The organism is Caballeronia sp. KNU42 (assembly GCF_053760385.1).
The window spans coordinates 2,488,460-2,500,859 of sequence record NZ_CM132389.1; the positions used below are offsets into that span (position 1 = coordinate 2,488,460).

General features: G+C 58.7%; 13 protein-coding genes. 9 read left to right on the plus strand and 4 right to left on the minus strand.

All coding sequences use genetic code 11. The annotated features are described in order from the left end of the window. Positions 1-92: 92 nt before the first annotated feature. Entirely contained in the window at positions 93-785 is a 693-nt protein-coding gene (locus ACSOSP_RS30415; RefSeq protein WP_455312241.1) for a TetR/AcrR family transcriptional regulator, read from the minus strand. A gap of 293 nt (positions 786-1,078) precedes the next feature. Between ACSOSP_RS30415 and ACSOSP_RS30420 the strand changes: the two genes are divergently transcribed. The 5 genes from ACSOSP_RS30420 to ACSOSP_RS30440 all read left to right on the plus strand — a co-directional run bounded on the left by ACSOSP_RS30420 (position 1,079) and on the right by ACSOSP_RS30440 (position 6,990). Beyond that, a complete protein-coding gene (locus tag ACSOSP_RS30420) occupies positions 1,079-1,951 on the plus strand; it encodes a VOC family protein (protein WP_455312242.1) in 873 nt (290 codons plus the stop codon). 17 nt (positions 1,952-1,968) lie between these two features. Continuing rightward, positions 1,969-2,979, plus strand: coding sequence for a fumarylacetoacetate hydrolase family protein (locus tag ACSOSP_RS30425; RefSeq protein WP_455312243.1), 1,011 nt, complete (start codon positions 1,969-1,971; stop codon positions 2,977-2,979). Positions 2,980-2,997: 18 nt separating this feature from the next. Continuing rightward, a complete protein-coding gene (locus ACSOSP_RS30430) occupies positions 2,998-3,951 on the plus strand; it encodes a fumarylacetoacetate hydrolase family protein (protein WP_455312244.1) in 954 nt (317 codons plus the stop codon). 410 nt (positions 3,952-4,361) lie between these two features. Beyond that, positions 4,362-5,714 (plus strand): MFS transporter, encoded by a 1,353-nt coding sequence (locus tag ACSOSP_RS30435; RefSeq protein ID WP_455312245.1) that lies wholly within the window; start codon positions 4,362-4,364, stop codon positions 5,712-5,714. A gap of 196 nt (positions 5,715-5,910) precedes the next feature. After that, positions 5,911-6,990, plus strand: coding sequence for a porin (locus ACSOSP_RS30440; RefSeq protein ID WP_455312246.1), 1,080 nt, complete (start codon positions 5,911-5,913; stop codon positions 6,988-6,990). A 105-nt stretch (positions 6,991-7,095) separates the two neighbouring features. Here ACSOSP_RS30440 and ACSOSP_RS30445 read toward each other — a convergent pair whose 3' ends face one another. Further along, positions 7,096-7,293: a hypothetical protein gene (locus ACSOSP_RS30445; protein WP_455312247.1), complete on the minus strand. Its 198-nt coding sequence runs from the start codon at positions 7,291-7,293 to the stop codon at positions 7,096-7,098. A 352-nt stretch (positions 7,294-7,645) separates the two neighbouring features. On the opposite strand from ACSOSP_RS30445, the gene ACSOSP_RS30450 reads away from it, so the two are divergent. Together ACSOSP_RS30450 and ACSOSP_RS30455 are read left to right on the plus strand one after the other, a co-directional pair. After that, entirely contained in the window at positions 7,646-8,113 is a 468-nt protein-coding gene (locus tag ACSOSP_RS30450; protein ID WP_455312248.1) for a MaoC family dehydratase, read from the plus strand. A 78-nt stretch (positions 8,114-8,191) separates the two neighbouring features. Further along, on the plus strand, positions 8,192-9,070 hold the full coding sequence (locus tag ACSOSP_RS30455) for an NAD(P)-dependent oxidoreductase (protein ID WP_455312249.1): 879 nt from the start codon (positions 8,192-8,194) through the stop codon (positions 9,068-9,070). Between the two features lie 86 nt (positions 9,071-9,156). Here ACSOSP_RS30455 and ACSOSP_RS30460 read toward each other — a convergent pair whose 3' ends face one another. Further along, positions 9,157-9,750 (minus strand): TetR/AcrR family transcriptional regulator, encoded by a 594-nt coding sequence (locus ACSOSP_RS30460; RefSeq protein WP_455312250.1) that lies wholly within the window; start codon positions 9,748-9,750, stop codon positions 9,157-9,159. Positions 9,751-9,853: 103 nt separating this feature from the next. On the opposite strand from ACSOSP_RS30460, the gene ACSOSP_RS30465 reads away from it, so the two are divergent. Both ACSOSP_RS30465 and ACSOSP_RS30470 read left to right on the plus strand, forming a co-directional pair. Continuing rightward, entirely contained in the window at positions 9,854-10,825 is a 972-nt protein-coding gene (locus ACSOSP_RS30465) for a quinone oxidoreductase family protein (protein ID WP_455312251.1), read from the plus strand. 209 nt (positions 10,826-11,034) lie between these two features. Beyond that, positions 11,035-11,766 carry an SDR family oxidoreductase gene (locus tag ACSOSP_RS30470; protein ID WP_455312252.1) on the plus strand — a complete coding sequence of 244 codons (732 nt, stop codon included), beginning with the start codon at positions 11,035-11,037 and terminating at the stop codon, positions 11,764-11,766. A gap of 96 nt (positions 11,767-11,862) precedes the next feature. On the opposite strand, the gene ACSOSP_RS30475 is transcribed toward ACSOSP_RS30470, so the two are convergent. Further along, positions 11,863-12,339 (minus strand): hypothetical protein, encoded by a 477-nt coding sequence (locus ACSOSP_RS30475; RefSeq protein WP_455312253.1) that lies wholly within the window; start codon positions 12,337-12,339, stop codon positions 11,863-11,865. Positions 12,340-12,400: the final 61 nt, after the last annotated feature.

Sequence of the window (12,400 nt, forward strand, 5' to 3'; positions counted from 1 at the left end):
CTGTTGGCGCTGGCTGTTTGTTGACCAATTATTCCTTCTAAAAAGAATAAATGCAAGCCGTTCCAATCAGGGTTGTTCTGTACGAGCGATGTTTATTGCGGGGCAGCGTCGGGCATCGGGCTACGCACGCTCAGGCCATTCAAGACGATATCCACAATGAAATCCGCGTAGTCGCGGGTGAGCTCGCCATCGACGTGCCTTCCACAGAGGGCCTCGACCAGTGGCTGGGCGGATACGAAGAACTCGAACATGCCGACGAGCGCGACCGTCAGGAAGCGCGGGTCGACCTTGCGCATCTCACCGCTCGTTTCTCCAGCATGAAGGAGGCTGAGTGTCAGCGAAAGACCTCGTGAAGCGGTTTTTTCGAGGGCATCCTGTGCATCCGGGGTATCTGCCGTAAATAGTTGCTCGAGCACTAGCCGGTGGAAATTAGGATCGCGTTGCTGCAGCTGGAGCGACTTGAGGACCCGTTCCCTCAGGCGTTCTTCCGCGGAGCCGCGCTGTGCCAGGAGCTCGCGCATGGTTTCCTGGCGCTCGGCCATCATGTAAGACACGGTTGCCGTCAGCAGGCCTTTGAGATCGCCAAAATAATATCGCACGAGCCCCGGATCGACTTTTGCCTGCTTGGCCACCTCGGCGATCGTCAGTGCGCCGGGCAAGCGGGTGCGGAGTAATTCAACGCTTGCCAGGATCAGTGCCTCTTTACCAACTGTTGCATTCTCGCTGGGTCGTCCCTTGTGTCTTCTCTGGATGCCTGAAACGGCTTCCTTCGCTTTAGGCGGCATGTGTCGTTCCCTCGTGAAAAAATCTTTGTTAAGTGAATATCAAATCACGTTGCGCTCTAGCGTCGTTTCCGGCCGGCGCTTTCCTCTGTAACAGGTATATGGCTGCCTATCCCTCTATTGTAGGCAAAACAGGTACGTCGCTTCGAGTATATGTAGTGGAAAACGCCAGTAGGTCACTTCATTGACAATTCCTTTCGAAAGGAATAAAAATCGCGTCACGTGACATATCGCACGGATCGACGAACAAGGGGTGCGCGTTGAACATACTTGGTCTGCAGAGGTTGACGTTTTGCGTGAGCGACGTTCCCGCCGCAATCCGCTTCTTGGTTGACTGGAACCTCGAGTGCCTGGAAAGCAGCGATTCCCATGGACTGTTCCGCACGCAAGAAGGGGCTGAAGTGGCGGTTGCCGCAATCAAGACCGAATCGATGGCGTCTGCGGTCAATGTGGATTGCAATCTGCGAGAGATTGGTTGGGCCGTGGCCGATGCGTCGGCGCTGGCGGAGATCGAGAGCTCACTCCGCCGGTTCTGCGAAGTCAGGCGCCGCAATGACGGCACGGTGCTGACAACGGATCCGAATGGCTTCACGGTGTCCTTCCAGGTGTCCCGCCTGCGCGCATTGGGTCCGGCCGATCCCATTGTGAACTTGCCCGGACGCCCGGTACGGATCAACCAGCCAATCGAGTTTTCTGTGCGTCCGCCAGTGCGTCATATGGGGCACGTGGCCATTTTCGTCACTGACCTCGAGCGCGCCACGTCTTTCTATCAGGATATCCTCGGATTCCGGCCGTCCGATGTCTATCCCGGCAAAGGCATCTTTCTGCGCGCCCCGGGCTCGCACGATCATCACAACATTTTCTTGCTCAAGCGCGACGGGCCGGTCGGATTTCATCACATGTCATTCGAAGTCGCAGACTTCCAGGAGGTTGTCACGGCGGGCCGCAGCATGCGCAAGAATGGCTGGAAAACCCAGTTCGGCCCGGGCCGGCATGTGCTCGGCTCGAACTACTTCTGGTACTTCCATACGCCTATGGGCGGTGCGAGCGAGTACTACGCCGACATGGACTACCTCGACGACGACTGGAAACCGCGTTCTTGGACGTACTCTCCGGATGTCGTGGCGGCGTGGACGGCACAGATGAGCGAAGCGCCTGCTACCAATTGACCAATGACGAGACCTGTATGACGTCCAACACTTTTAAGCTCGGTCTATTCTCGGACAGCGTACGACCACCTTTCGTCGGACTCGTGACGCAGAGTGAGCGCGTAATCAGTCTGTCGCTCGCCGAGGCCCTCATCGGGCCCACTGATTTCGGCCGATCTCTCGGCGTTTGTCGCAGCATCGACGAACTGCTGCAAGACTGGGATCGCAATTTTGAACGGCTACAGGAATTCAGCGAATTCCTTCTCAGCCGAGGCCTGGATATGGCGCAGGGGATATCGGCTGCTGCGCAGACGTTTGTCGTTCTCCCTCCGATAAAGCATCCAGGCAAACTTGTATGTCACGCGCAAAATTACGCCGAACATGTCACCGAGATGCGCAAGAGCCGCTTTGGCTCCGAGTCGCTTGATCTGTCGGGGGACTTCATGGGCGAAAAGGCGAAAACCTGGCCCTATGCGTTTTTGAAAGCGACCAGCGCGCTGACCGGTGCGAACGACGATATCCTGCTTGCGGATGGCCATCCGAAAATCGATTGGGAAGCAGAGATGGCCGTGGTGATCGGCGCTGGAGGCAAACGCATAACGGAAGAGAGGGCAATGGAGCACGTTGCCGGCTTCATGACATTTAACGATGTGTCATGCCGTGACAACCAGTGGCGCCCGGACAGGGTGACGTTGCGTTCCGACTGGTTCAGCGCGAAAAGTTTCGACACATTCGCGCCCGCCGGACCCTACCTGGTGCCAAGGGCCTTCGTCGCGAACCATCTTGATCTGCGCATCACGCTTAGCGTCAATGGTGAAACGATGCAAAACGGGAACACCTCAGGTCTGATCTTTACACCAGAGGAGCAAATCGCGTTCTTCTCTAAATCGATGTCATGGCATCCCGGCGATATCCTCGCGACCGGTACGCCCAGCGGCACTGGTCAGGGGTTGGGGCGGTTCCTGGCGGTCGGAGACGTAATCGAAACTGAAGTAGAGGGCCTTGGCGTACAGCGTAATCGCTGCATTGCGCAGCCCTTCGAAGACTAACTGAAACAAGGAGTATTGATGAGACTGGTGACCTGCACGCACGTGGGGAGCGCGGTACCTGTGCCGGGAGTATTGATGGGCGATGGCAAGGTTCTTCCTCTGCCGCAAGCGCTTGAAATTGCCATGCGGACTACTGGAACAACGCCAGCCGGACCGGTATCGATGCGCGACTTCGAGACGGTGCTTGCCATTATCGGACTTGGTGAACGCGGCCTGGCGGCAGTCGAATGGCTGGTTGGCCTGGCGACCTCAGGCGAATTATCTGGTGTCCTGAAGGATATGGATGAAGTCACGTTGCTCGCGCCGATTCCGCGGCCGGCCAAGAATATCTTCTGCGTTGGCCGCAACTACGTCGATCACATCACTGAGGGCTATCGGGCACGCGATATGGAGGTCAAGCTGCCGGAGTTCGTGCAATTGTTCAGCAAGCCGCCTACTACGGTGACGGGTCCGGATCAACCGATCCGGTACGACCAGCGGATCACGCAGAAGCTCGACTACGAGGTGGAATTGGCGGTTGTGATTGGAAAGACAGGGCGCGATATATCCGAAGACGATGCCCTCGACCATGTATTCGGCTATACGATCGTGAACGACATTACGGCTCGCGATCTGCAGCGGCGGCATGACCAGTGGTTCAAGGGAAAAGGGCTCGACACGTCGTGCCCAATGGGACCGTGGATCGTAACCAGGGACGAGATTCCTTTCCCCGAGAATCTACGCATTTCACTTTCGGTTAACGGGGAAACTCGTCAATCGGCGTCCACGTCCCAGATGATTTTCAAGCTGCCCAAGATTATCGCCGAGTTGTCGAAAGGACTCACCCTGGAGGCCGGCGACATAATAGCGACCGGTACGCCTTCAGGAGTCGGATATGCAATGGATCCGCCCAGGCTGCTCGAGCCTGGCGATATCGTCACATGCGAAATCGAAGGCTTGGGCAAGCTGACGAATGTCATTGTCGCCGTTTGACGTTCCGGACCGACCCGATGGACGCCTGGCGCCTCTTTCTTTGGAAAGGATCGAGGGTAGGGTAGCGACAGGCGAGTAAAAAAATACATGGAGACAGAAGTGAACGACACGCGAGTCCGGCAAGCCCGGGACAAGGTCCATCAGGCCGCCAGTATGCCGCCTGAATGCAGGTCCCGGTCTGACGATCAAACAGGTTGCCGCTCTGCCGGCGCAACTGCGGATCAGGGAACGTGCACCCATAGATCCAAGACACTGTCTTACACGGTCACGCCTGGACGCGTGGACTATCACCGGCATGTCGGTTCCTTCGTTTTCGGCTCCTGCGTGAACAGCCCGCTTGCTGAATGTCCCACGATACGGCACACCGAGCGCGTGGCTCCGCTGCCGATCTCACTTGTCAGGAGAGCAAGATGACTGTCAGTTCAGTTAACGTCTCGGAACTGATCAATGCAAGGCGCCTTTCAAAATATCAGGTCGGCATCCTGTTGCTGTGCGCGCTTGCGGCGCTCATGGACGGCTACGATTCGGTCATCATTGGCATCACCGGGCCGGCCATCGCCCGATCTCTTTCGCTCGACATCAAGTCGTTTGGACCGGTTTTTTCCGCAGCCCAGTTCGGCTTCATGCTCGGCGCCTTCATGGCTGGTCCGCTCGCGGATCGGCTCGGCCGCAAGCGGATTCTCGTTGTTTCGGTCGTCACGTTCGGCTTGTTTTCGATTCTGACGCCATTCGCGGAGTCATACCGCCAACTGCTTGGATTGCGCTTTATCACGGGACTCGGCCTTGGCGGCGCGTCGACTGCCTTCGTCGCGATGTGCGCCGAATACTCCCCCTTGCGCGTCAAGGCAAGAATCCTGACCATCCTTTGGGTCCTGGTTCCAGCGGGCAATGTGGTTGGCGGACTGCTTTCGTCGGTCATCCTGCCATCGCAAGGCTGGGCGCTCGTCTATTACATCGGCGGCGTTGTTCCCCTGGTAATCGCCGGGGTCATGATCTGGATAATCCCGGAATCGTTGCAATTCCTCGTTGCCACAAACGCCGCTTCACGGCGCATCGCGTCCGTCATTGCGCGCGTCGCACCCGATCTCGACGTTGGCCCCGCGACCCGTTACACGTCGAGTGAAGCAAGGTTATCGACCAAGTCGGTCAGGCATCTCTTCAGTGACGGTCGTGCGCCGATCACCCTGTGCATCTGGATTTCATTCTTCTGCTGCTGGCTGGTGCTGATCACCTTGCTCGCCTGGACCGCGCCGGTACTGCGGGAGGCGGGCGTTCCGATTGCCAGGGCTTCACTGATGATTTCCGTCAACAGCGGCGGAGCGATGATCGGCGCGCCGTTGATCGGTTGGGCGATGGACCGCGCCGATCGGTTTTCGGTAGTTGGATTGGGATTGTTCGGGGGTGCGATTGCTGTGGCGGCGATCGGTTTTGCGGCAGGCTCCTACGAACGTTTCATGGTGTGTTATTTCCTGGCTGGGGCGCTCGTTGGTGGCACATCCGCCGGCATGATGGCATTGGTCGCGACGCTCTATCCGACGGCCGTGCTCTCCACCGGGATCGGGTGGGCGATCGGTGTGGCGCGTCTTGGAGCTATCGCGGGACCAACACTGTTCGGTTTCCTGCTTGCGGTCGGCTGGACGTTGCCAAGTCTCTTCGTCACGCTGGGCGTTCTCGTGTTGATTTCGGCGCTGTCGATCGCGGGACTCAGAGTCGCCGTACGCAGGAGGCCCGGAGCACTCGCAACGCCCGCTACGACAGCGTAGCTGCTTGCTTGTGGGGGCGCGGTCGCCTTAACCGGCGAGTTCCGCTTGGTCTGCGTCATCGTTGACGGCGGGGTAGGCGACCGAAATTAACGTGTACTCGGTGTACTGACGTCTTGACAGGTTGATTCATGGACCTGACCGGCCTACTCAAGCTTGGTCAATTAAATTCGTATAACTAATAAAAAATGGAGACGCAATGAAAGGAAAGCTGATTTCGACTACGCAGGTAGCCGTCGCGGCATTCGCGATGTCCGGGGCCTCGGTGGCGTTTGCGCAGTCGAGTGTCACGTTATTCGGCATACTGGATGCAGGCATCGAATACAACAGCAATAGCGGTGGAAAAGACCTTGTGGAATATGCGAGCCGGCATGTTCCGCAATTTTTTGGGTTGAGCGGACAGGAAGACCTTGGCGGCGGAGAGTCGGCGTTCTTCAGATATACGCAAACCATTGCAACCGCAAACGGGGTCGCTAGCGCGAAGGAAAGCTACGTAGGACTCGCGGACGCAACCTTTGGCCGGGTGAGTCTTGGTCGCCAATATGATCTGGTCGCCGATCTGCTTCCCTATTTTTCCGAGTACTACATGTCGGTTTCGGGAGTCCATCCCGGTGATTTCGATCGCAGCGCGGGAACGTACCTGAATAACGCCGTCAAATATCGAACGCCCGTCTATGGCGGTTTTAGCGGCGCGTTGATGTTCAGTTTTGGTGATTCAGGCATCGGAGGCACCAACGCAGGCAATAGCCAGGGTATCGAGCTCGACTACAACGATAACCAGCGGGTCAAGGCAACTCTCGTGTATCTCAACGTCCGCGGGGTGACGGCAACCCCCTTCAACACGCTCGGCGTCAGCTCTTTGTACGGCTCCACGTTCGCGTCCGGAGCCACGGTGCTGCAGAACGAATCAATCCTGGCTGTTGGCGGGTACTACGACTGGCAGACCTGGAGATTGATGGCCACGTATACGAATACGCGGCTCACTCCGCCAGATAGGGCGAAGGCGGAAACAATCGAAACGTACGATGTAGGCGCGAACAAATTTCTTAATCCGTCTCTCCGAGTGGGTGCGGGTTATTCGTACTCGAAAATGGAATCATATAAGTGGAGCATCTGGCACGCGCATGTGGACTATTTTCTATCGAAAAGCACAGACCTTTACTTGCGCGTGGTCCAGGAGTTCGCCGGAGCCGGGCAGCATGCCGTCCTGTTCCTGGAAAATCCCTCATCGACCAATCGACAACTGGTGCTCGGTGGGGGAATTACACATCGATTTTGAGCGCATCACTTGAACTGATAGTGTCACGTTGTGGAGCGGAGCAGCGTGGATTCCAATCGTCGAGGCGACAACGACCTTGAAAATTTCCGCTGCACGCATCCCGTCTCATGGCACACGGGCAATCAGTTGATGATCCGCCGTCTCGCCTTTCGTACCTTGCTCGCTACCATGTGACGTCCCATCCGGGTGATACACAACGAGAACAGCGTTCTGATGGGTCATCTGCTCCGGCGTGGTCAGCTTGACCACAGCGGCTCCATCGGAACCGGCGACAAAGTTCGAGCAATGGTATCCGGCACTCACGGCCAACAATCATGATCACCCTATTGCGGCATGGAGCCCCGCTATGCGCGGTCTCCTTATATGCGCAACGTTGACAGTTTGGCGGGACGCCTCGCTGGAATCATGCTCCGCTTGTTCCGATTTCTCGCTTGACAAAGTAACAGACCTGTCCGTAATATTTAAAGCACTTACAGGTCAGTCACTTTGTGGAAAAGAGGCATGCGGGTGATAGAAGCAACTTTCCACGGCTGTCCCGGGACATCGTCAATGTCGATGGCGGCTATCGCCCCTGGGCGCCTGACCTGGACAACAGTGCATCGGCGGCGGGGAAGGCATCCGGCCGGAAGCCATTGCGTAAAGCCGGGACGGGATCATGAATCAGTTGAGTGAGCGCTATCTGGAAGATTTTGCAGTGGGGCAGACGTTCGGTTCAGGGCGGCTGCGCATCGACAAGGAGCGGGTCCTCGCGTTCGCTGCCGAATTCGATCCGCAGCCTTTCCACCTCGATGAGGCCGCGGCGCAGCGCTCGATTTTCGGCGGACTGGCCGCCAGCGGCTGGCACACTGCCGCCGTGACGATGCGGTTAATGATTGAGACCGAACTCAACCCGGCTGGCGGCTTCATCGGCGCCGGCCTTGACGAGTGCCGCTGGCCCCGGCCAGTGCGCCCCGGTGACGAATTGCGCGTCGAGTGCGAGGTGATCGAGGTCCGGCCGTCGAAGTCTCGTCCGGAGCAGGGCCTGATCAAGCTCCGAACGACCACGCTGAACCAGGACGACGAGGCCGTGCTGATACATGTCGTGAACATGGTCGTGCCGCGCCGGAATCAAGCTTCGTCTTGATAGCCCAAAGCGGGAATGCGCGGCAACGTATCCGGGCGCATCGCCACAAGCTTTAACCGCCGTGGGACAGGAGTGAATATGGACATCGGCTTCATCGGCTTAGGTGTCATGGGACAGCCCATGGCGCTCAATCTTGCCCGCGCCGGCACGCAACTCATTGTCTGGAATCGCTCCGCTGACAGAAGCGAGCCTTTGCGAGCGGCGGGCGCAACCGTCGCGACGAATCCTGCCGAGATCTTTGAACGGACCCGAGTGGTATTCCTGATGCTGGCCGACGGCGACGCAATCGACGACGTCCTCGGCCGCGGCACGCCGGAGTTCAGTGCGAACATCGCGCATCACACGATCGTCAACATGGGGACGACCTCACCCGACTACTCGCGCGGACTCGAAGCCGACATTCGCGACGCCGGTGGCAGCTACGTCGAAGCGCCTGTTTCGGGTTCGCGCAAGCCCGCCGAAGCGGGCCGGCTCGTGGCGATGCTGGCGGGCGAAGACTCGGCCGTCGAAAGCATCCGCCCTCTGCTCGAGCCAATGTGCCAACAGACAATTGTGTGCGGTCCGGTTCCGAGCGCGCTTCTCATGAAGCTCTCGGTGAACCTGTTTCTGATGACCACGGTTACCGGCCTGGCAGAAGCGGCTCATTTTGCGCAACGGCATGGTCTGGATATGCAGCAGTTCCGCACCATTGTCGACGCCGGTCAGATGGCGAGCGACATCTCACGCTTGAAAATTCTCAAGCTGGTGATGCGTGACTTCGATGTCCAGGGGTCGATCACCAATGTGCTGAAGGTCAATCGATTGATTGCCGAAGCGGCGAGGGAAGCCAGGGTCGCGTCGCCGCTTCTGGATGTCTGCTACGCGCTGTTCGATGAGACGCAGGCGTTGGGGCACGGGCAGTCCGACATAGCAGCCGTCGTCTGCGCACTCGAGGCAAGAACTGATGCCAGCAAATGACCGCGTTCGTACTCGTGCGCGTGCCTGTATTTACCGTGACTCGGCGAGGCCGCGCGCCACTTGTTTCGAGGTGCTTCGCCGAACCACTAAGCTAACAATTTCATGGCGGCATCGACGAGGTAGCCCCTCAAATCAGCCGATTTTGCCATCAGGCCGGTGACATACGCGCCGTTGATGAGCAGCGCAATCTGCGACGCGGTACGGTCGGGGTCGCTGACGCCCAACTCGGCAACGATGGTTGCGAGCCTGGCTCGCATTTCGTCCTTGTTGTTCCGGGCGATGACCCGGCCAGGGTGGTTGTCGTCAGGAAACTCCGTCACCAGGTTCAGGAACGGACAGCCTCGATAGGCGGGGCTTCCGATCCGCTTCACTATTCCAGACAGCAGCGCCTCCAGCAGCGCGCGCGGGTCGTCGGCGTACAGGGCCTCAATGCGATCCCACCACGCCCAGAACGACCGATCTTTTTCGGCGGCGAAAGCGGCGATCAAATCGTCCTTGGAGCCAAACAGGCGATACAGGCTCGTCTTCGACACGCCGGATTGCTCGACGACCGTGTCAACACCGATGGCGCGGATACCTTCGCGGTAGAACAACTCGCTTGCCGTCGCAAGAATACGCTCGCGCGCGCTCACTTCGCCCTTGGGCGGGGCGCCCCGACGGGGTCGGGCTTCTGCCTTCATATTCGCAAGCTCCTCTCATTTCGACTTTCCGATTGACAAAGTAACAGACTTGTCTGTAACGTTCAAGTAACGAACAGGTCTGTAACTTTAAATGAGGATGGCCATGCGTGTGATCGAGGCAGAAACCTTTTCGGGCTATGACGGGTTGCGGCAATCCGAATTGCCCAAGCCACAACCAACAATGGACAGGGTGCTTGTCCGCGTCACAGCAGCCGGTGTCACGCCGCTCGAGTACACGATCCTGTCGGGCGGACATCCTCGAGCCACGGCGCCGCTGGTGCTCGGCAATGAGGGCGTGGGTGTCATTGAGGACGCAGGCGACTCCGGGCTTGCGGCGGGAAGCCGCGTGATGTTCACGGGACCCTATGGCGTTGGTGAAAATGGCACGTGGCAGCAATGGCTGCTGGTGAGGCCTGAACATCTGGCGTTGGTGCCCGACGCGATCGGGGATGTCGTCGCGGCCAGCCTTCCAGTTGCGTATCTGACGGCGCAGATCACGCTGACGCAGGCCGGATTCGCGCCGGGTAAGACGGTGCTCGCGCCTGGAATCGGCGGGTCGGTCGGGAACGCAACCTATCAGCTTGCGCGGGCGCAGGGTGCCGGCAAAGTGATTTCGACGGCGGGCAGCGCAGCCAAAGCGGCCAGGGCACGCGAGCTTGGCTTCGAAGACGTGATTGACCTCACGACGGAAGGGCTCGCCGACGGTGTTCGCCGGATAACGGCCGGCAAGGGCGTCGATATCGTCATCGAAAGCATCGGCGGGACCGTCACCAGTGAGGCGCTGAGCAGCCTTGCTCAGGGCGGCGTGTTGACCGCGCTGGGCTATTCGGCTGGACGCAAAACCACGATCGATGTGACAGACCTGATCTGGAAGCGCGCGCGGATGACTGGCTTCTCGCTGTTCGCTCAATCACCGGCCACGATCGCCACGGCGTGGCGGGACATCATCCCGCTGGTCGTGGGTGGATCCGTCAAGCCGATCGTCGAGCGGATCTTCTCCTTCGCCGAAGCAGGCGAAGCCCTGCGCCATCTGATCGAAGACCGGCCGTTTGGCAAAGTTGTCCTAACGATGTGACCGGCATGACAAGCGGATATTCACGAATGCCACGCGTGTCTTTTCCATCGCTGTGATCGACGTGCCTTGACCGAAGCGGGTCAGGCGATGCGCGGACGAGGTTTCCTCGACGCGCTGCAACCAGGAGGAGGTCGTTATGTTGAGTTGGCAGCTGAGCGCCAGTCCAGAGGCACGGCCAATCGGAATTATCAATCTAAGGAGTAGTCGCTATGGGTAAGTTGCAGGGGAAGGTGGCCGTCATCACAGGTGGCTCGTCGGGGATAGGCTTGGCCGCCGCAAAGCTCTTCGTCGCGGAGGGCGCCTACGTCTTTATCACCGGCCGTCGCCAGAAGGAACTCGACGAAGCCGTGAGGATCATCGGAGACAATGTGACCGGCATCCGGGGAGACGTCGCCGATCTGGCCGATCTTGATCGTCTCTATGAGAACGTCAACGCGACAGGGCGAAGAATCGACATCGTCTTCGCCAACGCCGGCATCGCTGAGTTCGCCGCCCTGGGCAATATCACCGAAGCGCATTTCGACAAACTATTCAGTACCAACGTGAAGGGAGTGCTCTTCACCGTCCAAAAGGCCCTGCCGTTCTTGAATGACGGCGCGTCGATCATTCTCACGGGCTCCGTCGCGAGCACCAAAGGGACGCCTGCGTTCTGGGTATACGGCGCGACCAAGGCGGCCATCCGCAATTTCGTGCGGGGATGGACCGTGGAGCTGAAGGACCGTCGCATCCGTTCAAACGTCCTTAGCCCGGGCCCGATTGATACCCCGATCATTGGTGAGCAGCCTCAGGACGCCATGGCGAGGATTTTATCCACCATCCCGATGGGGCGCATGGGGGAAGCCGACGAAGTCGCCAAAGCTGCCCTGTTTCTCGCTTCGGATGACTCGAGTTTCGTCACGGGCATCGAGCTCTTCGTGGATGGCGGCAGAGCGCAGATCTGATTGGTTTCATCGAGAACAGTGCGCGTGCCGCATATAGCGCAAGCGTTGGCGAAGGCGGGACTCCTGATCGCTACCATCCCGCTTCAGTAGGCGGCTCTAGACGTCCGCGGTTTGAACGAATCCGGATTGTGGCTCTACCGCCATTGACAAGCTCAAGAGGCAGAAAAGTTCGCTAAGGCTGCCGCCTTCGACAGCGTGGTCGTCCCATGTCAGGCGCAGTCGCCGACCAGCGCGGCCTAGCAACCACGCATTGGCCGCGGCTCTGAGCGCGTAATCCGTGGTTGCAGTAGAAGGAATGACGAATTCGCCGACTAATCCATCGGCGCGGGTCAGCGAGAAGGTTCGCGCGCTTATCTCGCCACCTTCAGCGCGGGCAAGACTAAAAAACTGCCGCAATTCGCGCTGGTATCCCGGGCTAAAGGACGCCTCATCCTTCGGTGCACGGATCAACGTCAGGAGAAGAGTGCGTTCGACCGGCTCGGCACTGCTGGATGTGTATGACAAGCGACACGTTCCCATACGGAAAGCGAGAAAAGCCAGAATGAACGTTTTGACGTCCGGGAGGAGGCGCATTCAAACGATCGGGGCTCGCAGCGCATCCGGCTACGTAACTCGCACAGCTCGATTGCAACCA